General features: G+C 62.7%; 12 protein-coding genes. All 12 read left to right on the top strand.

All coding sequences use genetic code 11. The features are described 5' to 3' along the window. Window positions 1-95: 95 nt before the first annotated feature. The 12 genes from gcl to AC07OF_RS19235 all read left to right on the top strand — a co-directional run bounded on the left by gcl (window position 96) and on the right by AC07OF_RS19235 (window position 15894). Window positions 96-1871, top strand: coding sequence for a glyoxylate carboligase (gene gcl / locus AC07OF_RS19290; RefSeq protein ID WP_191832667.1), 1776 nt, complete (start codon window positions 96-98; stop codon window positions 1869-1871). Window positions 1872-1928: 57 nt separating this feature from the next. After that, entirely contained in the window at window positions 1929-2711 is a 783-nt protein-coding gene (gene hyi, locus AC07OF_RS19285) for a hydroxypyruvate isomerase (RefSeq protein WP_157193440.1), read from the top strand. Window positions 2712-2740: 29 nt separating this feature from the next. Beyond that, complete coding sequence (locus tag AC07OF_RS19280; protein WP_157193441.1) at window positions 2741-3634, top strand: 2-hydroxy-3-oxopropionate reductase; 894 nt, start codon at window positions 2741-2743, stop codon at window positions 3632-3634. Between the two features lie 159 nt (window positions 3635-3793). Beyond that, on the top strand, window positions 3794-5068 hold the full coding sequence (locus AC07OF_RS19275; protein ID WP_038613259.1) for a glycerate kinase type-2 family protein: 1275 nt from the start codon (window positions 3794-3796) through the stop codon (window positions 5066-5068). After that, a complete protein-coding gene (pyk, locus tag AC07OF_RS19270) occupies window positions 5065-6480 on the top strand; it encodes a pyruvate kinase (protein WP_157193442.1) in 1416 nt (471 codons plus the stop codon). The genes AC07OF_RS19275 and pyk overlap by 4 nt, the downstream gene beginning before the upstream one ends. A 166-nt stretch (window positions 6481-6646) precedes the next feature. Further along, window positions 6647-7534, top strand: coding sequence for an urea transporter (locus AC07OF_RS19265; protein WP_157193443.1), 888 nt, complete (start codon window positions 6647-6649; stop codon window positions 7532-7534). Between the two features lie 44 nt (window positions 7535-7578). Further along, entirely contained in the window at window positions 7579-8403 is an 825-nt protein-coding gene (locus AC07OF_RS19260) for an ion transporter (RefSeq protein WP_157193444.1), read from the top strand. Window positions 8404-8497: 94 nt separating this feature from the next. Continuing rightward, on the top strand, window positions 8498-9499 hold the full coding sequence (locus AC07OF_RS19255) for a sulfate ABC transporter substrate-binding protein (protein ID WP_157193445.1): 1002 nt from the start codon (window positions 8498-8500) through the stop codon (window positions 9497-9499). A gap of 183 nt (window positions 9500-9682) precedes the next feature. Further along, window positions 9683-11722, top strand: a complete 2040-nt coding sequence (locus AC07OF_RS19250) for a mechanosensitive ion channel family protein (RefSeq protein WP_157193446.1) — start codon at window positions 9683-9685, stop codon at window positions 11720-11722. 43 nt (window positions 11723-11765) lie between these two features. After that, the gene (locus AC07OF_RS19245) at window positions 11766-12152 is read left to right on the top strand and encodes a DUF2946 domain-containing protein (protein ID WP_157193447.1); all 387 of its coding nucleotides are present in this window, start codon (window positions 11766-11768) and stop codon (window positions 12150-12152) included. Between the two features lie 99 nt (window positions 12153-12251). Continuing rightward, window positions 12252-14420: a TonB-dependent receptor gene (locus tag AC07OF_RS19240; protein ID WP_157193448.1), complete on the top strand. Its 2169-nt coding sequence runs from the start codon at window positions 12252-12254 to the stop codon at window positions 14418-14420. A 10-nt stretch (window positions 14421-14430) separates the two neighbouring features. Beyond that, complete coding sequence (locus tag AC07OF_RS19235) at window positions 14431-15894, top strand: PepSY domain-containing protein (protein ID WP_495073337.1); 1464 nt, start codon at window positions 14431-14433, stop codon at window positions 15892-15894. Window positions 15895-16096: the final 202 nt, after the last annotated feature.

Below are 16096 nucleotides of genomic sequence, written 5' to 3'. Positions count from 1 at the left end.
CCGATGAAAATGGATTGACCAGAGTCGCCTGGCGTGAATACACTCTGACGAAAAGCCATTTGTATACAATTACAAAATCAAAGAGGCACAAAACCATGAGCAAAATGAGAGCAATTGATGCAGCCGTTCTGGTGATGCGCCGCGAAGGTGTTGAAACCGCGTTTGGTATTCCGGGTGCTGCAATCAACCCGCTGTACTCGGCCCTGAAGAAAGTCGGCGGTATCGATCACGTCCTCGCTCGTCACGTTGAAGGCGCCTCGCACATGGCCGAGGGCTACACCCGCACCAAAGCCGGCAACATCGGCGTGTGCATCGGCACCTCCGGCCCTGCCGGCACTGACATGGTCACCGGCCTGTACAGCGCCTCGGCCGACTCCATCCCGATCCTGTGCATCACCGGCCAAGCGCCGCGTGCCCGTATGCACAAGGAAGATTTCCAGGCCGTCGACATCACCAGCATCGTCAAGCCGGTGACCAAGTGGGCGACCACCGTTCTGGAACCAGGCCAGGTGCCTTATGCGTTCCAGAAAGCCTTCTATGAAATGCGCTCCGGCCGTCCAGGCCCGGTGCTGATCGACCTGCCGTTCGACGTGCAGATGGCCGAAATCGAATTCGACATCGATGCCTACCAGCCGCTGCCAGTACAAAAGCCTGCTGCCAACCGTATCCAGGTCGAAAAAGCCCTGGCCATGCTCGACTCTTCCGAGCGTCCGCTGCTGGTGGCCGGTGGTGGCATCATCAACGCCGATGCCTGTGACAAACTGGTCGAATTCGCCGAACTGACCGGCATTCCGGTGATCCCGACCCTGATGGGCTGGGGCATCATCCCGGACGATCACCCGCTGATGGTCGGCATGGTCGGTCTGCAGACTTCGCACCGCTATGGCAACGCCACCATGCTCAAGTCTGACGTGGTGCTGGGTATCGGTAACCGTTGGGCCAACCGTCACACCGGTTCCGTCGACGTCTACACCGAAGGCCGCCGCTTCATTCACGTCGATATCGAACCGACCCAGATCGGCCGGGTGTTCACCCCTGACCTGGGTATCGTTTCCGACGCCGGTGCTGCCCTGGATGTGTTCCTGGAAGTGGCCCGCGAGTGGAAAGCCGCCGGCAAGCTCAAGGACCGCAGCGCCTGGCTGGAAGATTGCCAGCAGCGCAAATCGAGCCTGCAACGCAAGACCCATTTCGACAACGTGCCGGTCAAGCCGCAGCGCGTGTACCAGGAAATGAACCAGGTGTTCGGCAAGGACACCTGCTACGTCAGCACCATCGGTCTGTCGCAGATCGCCGGCGCGCAGTTCCTGCACGTCTACAAGCCGCGTCACTGGATCAACTGTGGCCAGGCCGGCCCGCTGGGCTGGACCATTCCTGCCGCCCTGGGTGTGGTCAAGGCCGACCCGACCCGCAAGGTAGTAGCACTGTCGGGCGACTATGACTTCCAGTTCATGATCGAAGAGCTGGCCGTAGGCGCGCAGTTCAACCTGCCGTACGTCCACGTACTGGTGAACAACTCCTACCTGGGTCTGATCCGTCAGGCGCAGCGTGGCTTCGAGATGGATTACTGTGTGCAGCTGGCGTTCGAGAACGTCAACGCGCCGGAACTCAACGGTTATGGCGTCGATCACGTCGCCGTGGTCGAAGGCCTGGGTTGCAAGGCCCTGCGCGTTACCGAGCCTGGCGAGATCGCCCCGGCCCTGCTCAAAGCGCAGAAACTGGCTGAAGAGTTCAGGGTTCCGGTGGTGGTCGAGGTTATCCTCGAGCGCGTGACCAACATTTCCATGGGCACCGAAATCAACGCGGTCAACGAATTCGAAGACCTGGCCCTGGTCGGCAACGACGCGCCAACCGCGATTTCCCTGCTCGACTGATCGCTAGAGCGGCCCTGCTGCGTAATGCGCAGGGCCCACTTTTGCAAGGAGACAACCATGCCACGTTTCGCCGCCAACCTGTCCATGCTGTTCACCGAGCAGGACTTTCTCGCCCGTTTCAAGGCTGCCGCCGACGCCGGCTTCAGCGGTGTCGAATACCTGTTCCCGTACGATTACAGCTCGGCTGAAATCAAGCAGCAGCTCGACGCCCACGGCCTGACCCAGGTGCTGTTCAACCTGCCGGCCGGCGACTGGGCCAAAGGTGATCGCGGTATCGCCTGCGATCCGGCCCGCGTCGAGCAGTTCCGCGCCGGTGTCGACCTGGCCATCGCCTACGCCCAGGTGCTGGGCAACACCCAGGTCAACTGCCTGGCCGGTATCCGTCCGCAAGGTCCGGATTGCGCGACCGTGCGCAAGACCTTCGTCGACAACCTCAAGTACGCCGCCGACAAGCTGCAAGCTGCCGGGATCAAGCTGGTCATGGAAATGATCAACACCCGCGACATTCCTGGCTTCTACCTGAACAACACCAAACAGGCCCTGGAAATCCAGGCCGAAGTCGGCAGCAGCAACCTGTTCCTGCAATACGACATCTACCACATGCAGATCATGGAAGGGGATCTTGCCCGCACCATGGAAAGCAACCTGGCCAAGATCAACCACATCCAGCTGGCCGACAACCCGGGCCGCAACGAGCCGGGTACTGGCGAGATCAACTACCGCTTCCTCTTCGAACACCTGGACCGCATCGGCTACCAGGGCTGGGTGGGCTGTGAATACAAGCCACTGACCACCACCGAAGCTGGCCTGGGCTGGTTGAAATCCCATAACGCGATCTGACCTGCAAACAATTACAAGAGGCATCTCTCATGGCTAAAATCGGATTTATCGGCACCGGCATCATGGGCCGCCCAATGGCGCAGAACCTGCAAAAAGCCGGTCACAGCCTGTTCCTCTCCACTCACCACGATGCCGCCCCGGCCGACCTGGTCGCCGCTGGCGCCGTGGCCCTGGCCAACCCGAAAGAAGTGGCCCAGGAAGCTGAATTCATCATCGTCATGGTGCCGGATACCCCACAGGTCGAAGCGGTCCTGTTCGGTGAAAACGGCGTTGCCCAGGGCGTGGGTCCAAACAAGGTAGTGATCGACATGAGCTCGATCTCCCCTACCGCTACCAAAGCCTTCGCCGAGAAAATCAAGGCCACTGGCGCTGCCTACCTCGACGCGCCGGTGTCCGGCGGTGAAGTCGGTGCCAAAGCCGCGACCCTGAGCATCATGGTCGGTGGTTGCCCGAACGCTTTCGAACGCACCCTGCCGCTGTTCCAGGCCATGGGCAAAAACATCACCCGCGTCGGTGGTAACGGCGATGGCCAGACCGCCAAGGTCGCCAACCAGATTATCGTTGCCCTGAACATTCAGGCCGTCGCCGAAGCGCTGCTGTTCGCCGCCAAGAACGGTGCCGATCCGGCCAAGGTACGTGAAGCGCTGATGGGCGGCTTCGCCTCTTCGAAGATCCTCGAAGTGCACGGCGAGCGCATGATCAAAGGCACCTTCGATCCAGGCTTCCGCATCAGCCTGCACCAGAAGGACCTGAACCTGGCCCTGCAAGGCGCCAAAGAGCTGAACATCAACCTGCCCAACACCTCCAACGCCCAGCAAGTGTTCAGCACCTGCGCGGCCATCGGTGGTGCCAACTGGGACCACTCGGCGTTGATCAAAGGCCTTGAGCACATGGCCAACTTCTCGATCCGCGGCGACGAGTAAGCTGCAAGCTTCACGCCGTAAGAAAATCCAGGTCGCGCATCGATCCGCATTTTCTTGAGGCTTGCCGCACAAAGAGCACCACCGCCCCTGGGTCGGCCTGCACGGAGGCAGAACCAGGGGCGTTTTCGATTTTGAAGAACAATAAGATTGGAGCCTGCCATGTCGCTCGATCCGCAACACTTTCTGCGCGACCTGTTCGCTACGGCCATCGATGCCGCGCACCCTCGCCAGGTTCTTGAAGCACACCTGCCCAGCGACCGTAGCGGTCGCGTTATTGTCATCGGCGCCGGCAAGGCCGCAGCCGCCATGGCCGAAGTCGTCGAACGCAACTGGCAAGGCCCGGTTTCCGGCCTGGTGGTGACCCGCTACGGTCACGGCGCCAGCTGCTCGAAGATCGAAGTGGTCGAAGCCGCCCACCCGGTCCCCGATGCCGCCGGCCTGGCCGTGGCCAAACGCGTGCTGGAGATGGTCAGCGATCTGAATGAAGACGATCGGGTGATCTTCCTGCTTTCCGGTGGCGGCTCTGCGCTGCTGGCCCTGCCGGCTGAAGGCCTGACCCTGGCCGACAAGCAACAGATCAACAAGGCCCTGCTCAAGTCCGGCGCCACCATCGGCGAGATGAACTGTGTGCGCAAGCACCTCTCGGCGATCAAGGGCGGGCGTCTGGCCAAGGCCTGCTGGCCGGCCACCGTTTACACCTATGCGATTTCCGATGTACCCGGCGACCTGGCCACGGTCATCGCCTCCGGCCCTACCGTAGCCGACCCGAGCACCTCGGCCGAAGCGCTGGCGATCCTCAAGCGTTACAACATCGAAGCCCCGGCGGCAGTCACCGCCTGGCTGAACAACCCGGCGTCGGAAACCGTCAAGGCCGACGACCCGGCGCTGGCCCGCAGTCATTTCCAGTTGATCGCCCGTCCCCAGCAGTCGTTGGAAGCCGCAGCGGTCAAAGCCCGCCAGGCCGGATTCAGCCCGCTGATTCTTGGCGACCTGGAAGGCGAATCGCGGGAAGTGGCCAAGGTTCACGCCGGCATCGCCCGGCAGATCGTCCTGCACGGCCAGCCGCTGTCGCCGCCCTGCGTGATCCTCTCCGGCGGCGAGACCACCGTCACCGTGCGCGGCAATGGCCGTGGCGGGCGCAACGCTGAGTTCCTGCTGAGCCTGACCGAAAGCCTCAAGGGCTTGCCCGGGGTCTACGCCCTGGCCGGTGACACCGACGGCATCGACGGTTCGGAAGACAACGCCGGTGCCCTGATGACTCCGGACAGCTACGCCCGTGCCGCGGCCCTGGGCCTGTCGGCCAGCGACGAACTGGACAACAACAATGGCTATGGCTACTTCGCCGCGCTCGATGCCCTGATCGTCACCGAGCCGACGCGGACCAACGTCAACGATTTTCGCGCCATTCTGATCCTTGAGAGTGCCAAACCATGACGCCTGATAAAAAAGTCAAAATCCTCGCGACCCTCGGGCCTGCCATCAAGGGTATCGACGACATCCGCCAGCTGGTCGAGTCCGGAGTCAACATCTTCCGCCTCAATTTCAGCCACGGCGAACACGAAGACCACGCCCTGCGCTACCAGTGGATCCGCGAAGTAGAGAGCCAGCTCAACTACCCGCTGGGGATCCTCATGGACCTGCAAGGGCCGAAGCTGCGGGTTGGCCGTTTCGCTGAAGGCAAGGTCCAGCTGCAACGTGGCCAGGCCCTGCGCCTGGACCTCGACAGCACCCCTGGCACGGCCGAGCGGGTCAACCTGCCGCACCCGGAAATCATCGCCGCACTGGAACCGGGCATGGACCTGCTGCTCGATGACGGCAAGCTGCGCCTGCGGGTGACCGCCAAGCACAGCGACGCGATCGAGACCGAAGTGCTCAACGGCGGCGAGCTGTCCGACCGTAAAGGCGTCAACGTGCCGCAAGCGGTGCTGGACTTGAGCCCGCTGACCGCCAAGGATCGCCGCGACCTGACCTTCGGCCTGGAGCTGGGTGTCGACTGGGTAGCGTTGTCGTTCGTGCAGCGTCCGGAAGACATCGTCGAAGCGCGCCAGCTGATCGGTGACCGCGCCTACCTGATGGCCAAGATCGAGAAGCCGTCGGCCGTTACCCAACTGCGGGCGATTGCCGAACTCAGCGACGCGATCATGGTTGCCCGTGGTGACCTGGGCGTGGAAGTACCCGCCGAAAGCGTGCCGCAGATCCAGAAGAGCATCATCGACACCTGCCGCGAGCTGGGCAAACCCGTGGTCGTTGCCACGCAGATGCTCGAATCGATGCGCTTCTCGCCCGCCCCGACCCGCGCCGAAGTCACCGACGTGGCCAACGCCGTGGCCGAAGGTGCCGATGCGGTGATGCTCTCGGCCGAGACCGCCTCCGGTGACTACCCGCTCGAAGCCGTGCAGATGATGAGCAAGATCATTCGCCAGGTTGAAAACGGCCCGGACTATCAGGCGCAACTCGACGTTGGCCGTCCCAAGGCGGAAGCGACCGTCTCCGATGCGATCAGCTGCGCGATCCGCCGGATCAGCGGCATCCTGCCGGTGGCGGTGCTGGTCAACTACAGCGAGTCGGGGGCTTCGACCCTGCGTGCTGCACGCGAGCGGCCACGGGCACCGATCCTCAACCTGACCCCCAACCTGTCCACCGCCCGTCGCCTGAGTGTGGCCTGGGGTGTGCACTCGGTGGTCAATGATCGCCTGCGTCAGGTCGATGAAATCTGCTCCACCGCGCTGGAAATCGCCCAGGCCCAAGGCATGGCCAGCCGTGGCGATACCCTGTTGATCACCGCCGGTGTGCCTTTTGGCAAGCCGGGATCGACTAACACGCTGCGGATTGAAACCTTGATCTGATGTAAACCCCATCGCTGGCAAAGCCAGCTCCCACAGGTACTGCAGGCACTGCACCTTGTGGGAGCCGGCCTTGCCGGCGATGAGGCCAGAGCGGCCAACACACACTCATGTGGGAAAACCCGGCCCAAAGAGGCTCCCCCACTCCACATCAACCCAGACTGCCCCCATGTACACCAAGAATTTCGTCAACCCGTGCCCGGACTGGGCCACGGCCTTGCTCAACGGCTTCAGCCAGGTCCTGCTGCAGCGCAATCCGCTGTGCGGCCTGTTGTGCCTGCTGGCCATCACCCTGACTGCCCCCGATCTGGTCGGCGGAGCTCTGCTCGGTGCCCTTGCCGGTCTGCTCACCGCCCAGCGCCGCGGCTACAACCGCACCGACCGCCAGGCTGGCCTGTACAGCTACAACGGCGTGCTGATCGGCCTGCTGCTCAGCTATGCCCTGCCCTGGTCGGCGATTCTGCCGCCACTGATCATCGCCGCCGGTGGCCTGAGCAGCATGCTCGTGCACCAGTGGCTCAAACGCGCCAGCTCCAACCTGCTGCTCCCGGCCTACACCGCACCGTTCGTATTGATCGGCTGGGCCGTGCTGGCAGTCAATGACCCTGGCGCCAGCGCCTCCACTCCGATCGAGCCCAACGCGCTCTATGCCCTGGCGCGCGGGCTGGGCCAGATCTTCCTGCTGGACAACCCGCTGGCCGGCCTGCTGATCGCCATCGGCCTGTTGATCGCCAACCGCTATGCCGCGGCCTGGGCATTGCTCGGCGCGGCGCTGGGCGGCAGCGTCGCGCTGCTCGGCGGCGAAGCCAATGCTGCGTATGCCGGCCTCTACGGCTTCAACGCCGCACTCGCCGCCCTGGCCTTCAGCCAGACCCGCAAACAACCCTGGCTGCCGTTGCTGGCGATGATCCTGGCAATCATCCTGCAACCGCTGGTTGCGCAACTGCCGGTACCCGGCCTGACCGCACCGTTCATCTTCGCCTGCTGGCTGGTGCTGATCGGCCAGCGCCTGCTGCGCCAGCCGCTTGCCCGCCGTGCCGGTCGCTTGCATAGCTGAGGCGCTGCCCCTAGGCTCAGCTCCATCATGAAATGGAGCTGAGCATGGATACCCCTTCGAGCTGGCGTGAGCGGCTCTACGTCATCGTTTTTCAAACCGACACCGTCGCCGGCCGACGCTTTGACAGCATCCTGCTGCTGATCATCCTCGCCAGCCTGATCATTGTGATCATGGACAGCATCGACGAGGTCCACCAGAACTACGCCGGGCTGCTGGCGATGATCGAGTGGGGCTTTACCGCGATCTTTCTCGCCGAGTACCTGGTGCGCCTGTACTGCTCGCCCAAGCCGCTGCGCTACGCCTTCAGCTTCTACGGCCTGGTCGATCTGCTGGCGATCGTGCCGGGGATCATTGCCTTGTACTACAGCGACGCCCAGTACCTGCTGATCATCCGGGTGATCCGCATGTTGCGGATCTTTCGTGTGCTCAAGCTCAGCCCGTATCTCAAGCAGGCGCACTACCTGCTCGAGGCACTGCGCGGCAGCAAGCAGAAGATCATTGTCTTTCTGGTCAGTGTCTCGACCCTGGTAACGGTGTTCGGCACCCTGATGTATGTGGTCGAAGGCCCCGAGCATGGCTTTACCAGCATCCCCAAAGGGATCTACTGGGCGATTGTCACCCTGACCACGGTCGGCTTCGGCGACATCGTGCCGAAAACCCCGCTTGGCCAGGTGATTTCTTCGATGGTGATGATCACCGGTTACTCGATCATTGCCGTGCCAACCGGGATCTTCACCGCTGAACTGGCCAATGCCATGCGCGGTGAACAGCTCAAGCACGACTGTCCGGTGTGCCGCAAAGGCCACCATGAGCACGGCGCAGCCTTCTGTTCACGCTGTGGCAATGCGCTTTTCAAGAAAATGGAATAAGCAAAGTACTTTTTAATCTTTTTAGTGCCAAAGGGCCAACCGCTATAGTCGCTGCCATGATGCCTTCAACACCAATTCGAACAAGGAATGCGCAGTGAAAAAACTCTTCAGTGCCTCGCTTCTGGCCGCCGGCCTGGCCCTCGGCTCGTTGGCACACGCCGCGCCAGCACCGTTGCTGAACGTCTCCTATGACGTGATGCGCGACTTCTACAAGGACTACAACGCCGCCTTCCAGAAGCACTGGGAAGCCGAGCACAAAGAGAAAATCACTGTACAGATGTCCTTCGGCGGTTCGAGCAAGCAGGCGCGCTCGGTGATCGATGGTCTGCCCGCGGATGTCATCACCATGAACATGGCCACCGACATCAATGCCCTGGCCGACAACGGCAAGCTGGTACCGGACAACTGGGTCACCCGCCTGCCGAACAACAGCGCACCGTTCACCTCGGCTACTGTGTTCATCGTCCGCAAGGGCAACCCCAAGGCCCTCAAAGACTGGCCTGATCTGCTCAAGGACGGCGTCCAGGTCATCGTCCCGAACCCGAAAACCTCCGGTAACGGCCGCTACACCTACCTCTCGGCCTGGGGTTATGTGCTGAAGAACGGCGGTGACGAGAACAAGGCCAAGGATTTTGTCGGCAAGCTGTTCAAACAGGCGCCGGTGCTCGATACCGGTGGCCGTGCCGCCACCACCACCTTCATGACCAACCAGATCGGCGACGTGCTGGTAACCTTCGAGAACGAAGCAGAAATGATCGCCCGCGAGTTCGGCCGCGATCAATTCGAGGTGATCTACCCGAGCGTCTCCGCTGAAGCCGAGCCACCGGTGAGCGTGGTCGACAAAGTGGTGGAGAAAAAAGGCAGCCGCGCAACCGCCGAGGAATACCTGAAATACCTGTGGTCGCCAGAGGCCCAGGAAATTGCCGCCAACAACTACCTGCGCCCGCGTGATCCGGCGGTACTGGCCAAGTACACCGACCGTTTCCCGAAAGTCGATTTCCTCTCGGTAGAGAAGACCTTCGGTGACTGGCGCACCGTGCAGAAGACCCACTTCAACGACGGTGGCGTGTTCGACCAGATCTACACCGGGCAGTAACGCTTAGTTGACTGTGGGAGCTGGCCTTGCCAGCGATGCAGACGCCGCGCACCCCCTGACACTGCAGCGATCTCATCGCCGGCAAGGCCGGCTCCCACAAGTAAGTGCATATCCACCCAAGTTCCCCTCTTCTACACGTTCATTGACTACCCTTTCCGTCATCCACGGTTCAAGGAGTATCCAGTGACCCGATCCCTGTTCGCCCTCCTGCTCGGTTGTCTGCTGAGCCTCCAGCTGGCGACCGCCGCCCCCTTGCTGCCCGCTGCGACAAAGTCGACAGAGCCTGCCGAACCTGTGGTTCAGGGCGGCCTGCTCGGCGCAATTGCCGATGGCCTGGACGACGTCAGCCAGGAACTGGATGTCGACAACCACCTGATCGATAACTGGCGCCTGCGCGCCGATCGCGCCGCCGATGAAGTCGATCAACTGGTCAGCCAGCCCTCAGGGCTCAGCTCCCTGGAACTGTGGACCGACTTCGCCCTGCTGACGATCACCTGGCTGCTCGCCTTTGCCCTGCTCACCAACGGCGGCCGCCTGCTGGCAGGCAAGAGCAGCCATTCACGTCTGCTACGCGCGCGACCACGCCCCAGCCGTGTGGTCAAATATCTGCTGGTTTACACCCTGCCAGCCCTGGCCAGCCTGATCATCACCCTCTACGTCAGTCATTTCCTCGTGCTCTCTGCCGGTCGTGCCCTGGGCATGAGTCTGGCCTACGCGACCAGCAGCGGTATTTTCTCGACCTCGATCATCCTTTGCCTGATCACCCTGTTCGACACCGGGCATAAACGCACGGCAGTGCGGATCATTCGCCGGGTGGCGCCGCGACCATTGTTTCTGATCGGCTTTCTCGCCGCCTGGAGCGATGCCCTGACCAGCCCGCAGATCGCCCGGCACCTGGGCGGCAACATCACCAGCAGCGTCGCTGCCGTGACCGGATTGCTGGCCACCCTGGCGTTTGCCGTGCTGGTGCTCAGGCTACGCCGCCCGGTGGCGCACCTGATCCGTAACCGCGCCTTGCCCGACCGCCTGCAGCACCGTGCCGTGCAGGAAACCCTGCGAATCTTCTCGGCCCTGTGGTTCCTGCCGATCCTGATGATGATCCTGGTCTCGGCCATCCACTTGATCGGCGCCGGCGAAGAGAGCCAGCGCGCTCTGCAAAAGGCCTTGCTGACCTCGATCCTGCTGATCGGCACGGTGTTTCTCAGCACCGTGTTCCAGCACATGTTCAAACACCAGGAGCAAGAGGATGCCAGACAGCGCCTGCGCCCCTACAAGGAGCTGTTGCGCAACCTGGCCCGCGCGCTGCTGCGCATTGCCATCGCGGTGGCCTTCATCGTACTGCTGGGGCGCATCTGGGGCTTTTCGGTGCTCGACTTCGCCCTGCGCAACAGCCTCGGCCGCGCCATCAGCGACTCGTTGAGCAGCATCGGCCTGATCCTGCTGGTGACCTGGCTGCTCTGGGTGGTGATCGACACCGCTATCCAGGAGGCGCTCAAGCCCACGGTCGGACGCCGTGCGGCACGCCAGCCCAGCACGCGGGTGCGGACCATCCTGCCGATGCTGCGCAACGCGATCAAGATCATCCTGGTGGTGATCTGCACCATCACCACCATGGCCAACCTGGGCATCAACGTGGCTCCGTTGCTGGCCGGTGCCGGGGTGGTTGGCCTGGCGATCGGCTTCGGCTCCCAGCAACTGGTGCAGGACGTGATCACCGGGCTGTTCATCCTCATCGAAGACACCATCGCCATCGGCGACTGGGTGGTGCTCGACTCCGGTCACGCCGGCACCGTCGAAAGCCTGACCATCCGCACCTTGCGCCTGCGCGACGCTAAAGGCTTCGTGCACTCGGTGCCATTCGGCCAGATCAAGGCGGTCACCAACCAGTCCCGGCAATTTGCCTATGCCTTTTTCTCAGTGCAGTTCAGCTATGAGACCGACATCGACAGCGCCTTGAAGCTGATCCGCGAAGTCGGCCACTCGATCAGCGAAGACCCGATGCTGCGCCACAGTCTGCAAGGGCCCTTGCAGGTGTTCGGGGTCGACAGCATGAACCTCAATGGCATCACCCTGACCGCACAGTTCCGTACCACCTCGGGCGGGCAATATGCGGTCAACCGCGCCTTCAACGAGCGCCTGAAAAAGCGCGTTGACCAGACCGATGATGTGAGCTTTGCCCAGTACAATCCACCGCCCTCGCGTGTCGGTGACGGGCAAGCCTGATTCGACTTTCTAGCCCCCTGAGATCGGTGATAAAGTCGCGGCCATGAACGCCTCTCCCGCCAACCGCCCGCTGATTGCCTGGACCCTGTACTTCAGCGTCCTGTTCAATCTGTTCGCCTGCGGTATCGGCCACGGGCAGATGGTCGGCCTGCAACTCAACGGTATCGGCGGCGCCTATTGTTCGGCCATGGGCAGCGCCGGGCCAACGCTGAAAAGTGACTTCAGCGACCAGTCGGTTTCTGGCTGGGACAGCATGCAAACCTGTCCGGTGTGCGCCGCCGCCGTGGTTTGTCTGGGCCTGGCGCTGGTCATTGGCTGGCTGCTGGCTGCCACCCGCACCCGACGCTATCACCGCGAACTGCGCAGCAAGGCGCCACCGCGCTATTGCTGGCCCGCCGCCAACCCTCGCGCCTCCCCGCTTCTGGCTTGAACCCTGCGGCAGCCTGCGTGGCTGCCGGTAACCGGCCTTTTTGCCGCACCTGTGTGACAGGCGCCGCTGGCCGCTGGCTCAATTTCCAGAGTTTGCTCCATGCCCTACTCCTATCGCTTTTCCGGTTGCGCGGCGCTGCTGTGCGCGCTGTCCTTCAATGCCTCGGCCGAAGCGCCGCTGACCCTGCCCGACCTGCGCATCGATGGCCGCGCAGATGCCGACGACGGCGTGTTGCTCGATACCCCCTCGCAGACCGGCTCACGCCTGGGCCTGACCCCACGGGAAACCCCGGCATCGGTCAATATCGTCAACCGCCAGCAGATCGAACAACGCGGCGCCCAAACCACCCAGGACATGCTCGCCGGGGTACCGGGCATGACCGCCGCCTCGCCACCGGGCTCGGCAGGGTCGGTGGCCTACCGCGGTTTTTCCGGGGCGCAGATCACCCAACTGTTCAACGGCATCAGCGTGCAGTACGACTCGATTGCCGCGCGCCCGGTGGACAGTTGGATCTATGACCGCGTCGAAGCCATCGGCGGGCCTTCAAGCTTTCTGTTCGGCGCCGGCGCCGTCGGTGGCTCGATCAACTACATCACCAAGCTGGCCAGCCGCGACGAGAACTTCAACGAAGGCCGCATCAAGTACGGTTCCTACGACAGCAGCGAAACCTCGTTCGGTTTCAACCATGCCCTCAATGACGGCGACGGCATCCGCAACTATGCCCGCCTGGACTTCAGTCACACCCACAGCAATGGCTACGTAGACCGTGAAGAACGCGACGCCTGGAGTGTGGCCTTCTCGCTGCTGACCGACATCAACGACCAGCTGTCGCACACCCTGGCCCTGGAATACCAGAACGAAAGCGTCGACAGCCCCTACTGGGGCAGCCCGGTACTCAACCCGCTGGGTGGCGAAATGAAGGTCGACGAAAGCCGCCGCTTCGAAAACTACAACGTCGAGGACGGCCGCTACGAACAACGCGTGCGCTGGCTGCGCTCGATCACCGAGTACCGCTTCAACGACGACACTTCGCTGCGCAACACGCTCTACCACTACAACACCGAGCGAAACTTCCGCAACCTCGAGACCTACGCCTACAACGCCGACAACAGTCAGGTCAAACGCTCCAACGCGCTGTTGCAGCGCCATGACCAGGAGCTCAACGGCAACCGTATCGAACTGCTGCACCAAGGCCAGTTGTTCGGCATGAACAGCCAGTGGTCGAGCGGCGTCGACTACAGCCACAACGTGCAGATGAACTATCCGCGTTCGGTCACCGGGGTGTTCGACAGCGTCGACCCGGCAAACTTCGAGCCCGGTCATTTCTACGACCTCAAAGGCATGGTCCCGGGCTACCAGAAGAACCGCCAGAACACCGTCGACACCTGGGCCGCCTTCCTTGAAAACCGCCTGCAACTGACCGATCGCCTGTCACTGCTGACCGGCCTGCGCCACGACCATATCGACCTGCAGGTTCACAACTATCGCACTGTCGACGCCAACAATCCGCGCGACTTCAAGCGCATCTACGAACCCACCACCGGACGTGTTGGCCTGGTCTACGAGCTGACGCCGGCGGCCAACGTCTACGTGCAATACAGCACCGCCGCCGACCCGCCCGCCGGCATCCTCACCACCGCAACGTTCGCCCAGGTGCGCGACTTTGACCTGAGCACCGGCAAACAGGTTGAGGTGGGCAGCAAGTTCAGCTTCCTCGACGGCCGTGGCGCTGCCACTGTTGCCGCCTACCACATCGAGCGCAAGAACCTGGCCACCGCCGACCCGGCCAACCCCGGCGTCACCCAGCCGGTGGGCAAGCAATCATCACGCGGCATCGAACTGGCCGCCTCCCTGCGCGTCACCCCGCAACTGCTGGCCGAGGGCAACTTCGCCTATGTCGATGCCCAGTACGACGAGTTCAATGAAAACGTCGGCGGCACCAGCGTCTCGCGCAAGGGCAATACCCCGACCAACATCCCCGAGCGGGTCGCCAACCTGTGGCTGACCTACGACATCGACCCCAGCTGGCAAGTGGGCGGCGATAGCCGCTACGTGTCATCGGTGTATGCCGATGCGGCCAACACCCGTTATGCACCGGCCTACACCGTCTTCGGTGCCTTCGTTGGCTACAAGGTCGATGCCGACACCCGCATCAGCGCCCGGGTGCGCAACCTGACCGACGAGGTGTACGCGCGCTGGACCAGTTCGAGCATGCTCTACCTCGGTGCGCCGCGGACCCTGGAACTGGCCGTGCAGACACGTTTCTAGGACGCCGACGATGAAACGTTACCTGTACCTGTGGCACCGCTGGCTGGGCATCGGCCTGTGTCTGTTCATGGCCCTGTGGTTTTTCTCGGGCGTGGTCATGCTCTATGTCGGCTATCCCAAGCTGACACCGCGAGAGCACCTGAGCCATCTGCCGGTGCTCAGCCTGCAGGACTGCTGCGTCGACCTGAGCGTCGCGCTGGCCGCAGCCGATCCGCAGCGAGCCCCCGCCAGCATTCGCCTCAGCACCGTGGCCGGTGAGCCGCGCTACCTGTTCAGCTATCCGGGCCGCAGCAATGTCGCGGTGGATGCCCGCACCGGCCAGCGCGTGAACTTTTCCGACCGCGATTGGGCCCTGGCCGCCGCTCGCCAGTACGATCCATTGGCAGCAGCGGTTTATCGGGGGCCGGTGCAGGAAGACCTCTGGAGCCATTCCCGGGCGCTGGATGCCGACCGGCCGTTGCAGCGGGTACAGCTTGCCGATGCCGACGGCACCCTGTTGTACATCTCGGGGCAAACCGGCGCAGTGGTCCGCGATGCCCGCGCGCTGGAACGCGGCTGGAACCTGGTCGGCGCCTGGCTGCACTGGCTGTACCCGCTGCGTGGCATCGGCGTGGATGGCTGGTGGAGCAATCTGCTGATCTACCTGTCGCTGACGGCCACGCTCATGGCGGTGCTTGGGGCGGTGATCGGTGTGCTGCGCTGGCGCATCAGCAAACCCTACCGCAGCGGCTCGCGTTCGCCCTATCGGGGGTTTGCCCGCTGGCACCATATCGGTGGTTTGCTGTTTGGTGTGCTGGCGATCACCTGGATCTTCAGTGGCTTGATGTCGATGAATCCCTGGCGGATTTTCAGCAGTTCAACACCACTGGACACCGCGGCGTATCAAGGCGGGCCGTTGCAGGCCCAGGCCTTTCCGATTTCCGCGGCCCGGGCGCTTTCACGGTTTGCCGATGAAGGGTTGGTGGCGCGGGAGCTGGAGTGGCGTCTGGTCGGTGGTGAGGGTTATCTGATCGGGCATGACGGTGGTGGTCGTACCCGGGTGCTGTCGATGGTCGACGGGCAGGTGCATAACCGCTTGCCGAGGGAGGTGCTGGAACGCGCTGCGCAGGCGGTTTTGCCGCAAGGGCGGATGCACAGTGAGCTACTCGATAGCTACGACTTTTACTATTACGCACGGGCTGAGCAGAGCATGCTCGGGCATCTGGAAAAGCGTTTGCCGGTGTTGCGGGTGCGCTTTGATGATCCGCAACAGACCTGGTTGCATCTGGATCTGTACACCGGGGAGATGCTTGGTGTGCTCGATCAACCCAAGCGGGTATCACGCTGGTTGTTTGCCTTGTTGCATAGCTGGGACTGGTTGCCGTTGCTCCAGCGGCGGCCGGTTTGGGATATCTGGATGATTGTCTTCAGTGTTGGAGGGCTGATTCTCAGCGTCAGTGGGGTGGTGTTGGGATGGCGGCGATTGCGTAAGTAGTTCGTTTTTTTGGGGGGCGTTTAGGTTTTTGAGCTGATCCGTTTGCGGCGGTGGCGCTGAATCACCTTTCCGCCCTTACGGCGGGTTACTTTGGCAAACGCCGGTGTGCCGGCCCAGCCCAAAGTAACACAAAGGGCTTGCCCCACCAGGGGCCCTACGCTGCGCTTCGGGTCCCCTCGCTGCGGCGTCGCTACGGGGTATC

The sequence above is a fragment of the Pseudomonas sp. GW821-FHT10B02 genome, assembly GCF_059415665.1.
Note: the sequence above shows the minus strand (reverse complement) of the source record. Positions and strands in the feature narration are given on the sequence as shown.

What these genes read in the sequence shown, in the direction of transcription:
- gcl (WP_191832667.1), top strand. Translation starts at nt 96, where the DNA reads ATGAGCAAAATGAGAGCAATTGATGCAGCCGTTCTGGTGATGCGCCGC.
- hyi (WP_157193440.1), top strand. Translation starts at nt 1,929, where the DNA reads ATGCCACGTTTCGCCGCCAACCTGTCCATGCTGTTCACCGAGCAGGAC.
- AC07OF_RS19280 (WP_157193441.1), top strand. Translation starts at nt 2,741, where the DNA reads ATGGCTAAAATCGGATTTATCGGCACCGGCATCATGGGCCGCCCAATG.
- AC07OF_RS19275 (WP_038613259.1), top strand. Translation starts at nt 3,794, where the DNA reads ATGTCGCTCGATCCGCAACACTTTCTGCGCGACCTGTTCGCTACGGCC.
- pyk (WP_157193442.1), top strand. Translation starts at nt 5,065, where the DNA reads ATGACGCCTGATAAAAAAGTCAAAATCCTCGCGACCCTCGGGCCTGCC.
- AC07OF_RS19265 (WP_157193443.1), top strand. Translation starts at nt 6,647, where the DNA reads ATGTACACCAAGAATTTCGTCAACCCGTGCCCGGACTGGGCCACGGCC.
- AC07OF_RS19260 (WP_157193444.1), top strand. Translation starts at nt 7,579, where the DNA reads ATGGATACCCCTTCGAGCTGGCGTGAGCGGCTCTACGTCATCGTTTTT.
- AC07OF_RS19245 (WP_157193447.1), top strand. Translation starts at nt 11,766, where the DNA reads ATGAACGCCTCTCCCGCCAACCGCCCGCTGATTGCCTGGACCCTGTAC.
- AC07OF_RS19240 (WP_157193448.1), top strand. Translation starts at nt 12,252, where the DNA reads ATGCCCTACTCCTATCGCTTTTCCGGTTGCGCGGCGCTGCTGTGCGCG.
- AC07OF_RS19235 (WP_495073337.1), top strand. Translation starts at nt 14,431, where the DNA reads ATGAAACGTTACCTGTACCTGTGGCACCGCTGGCTGGGCATCGGCCTG.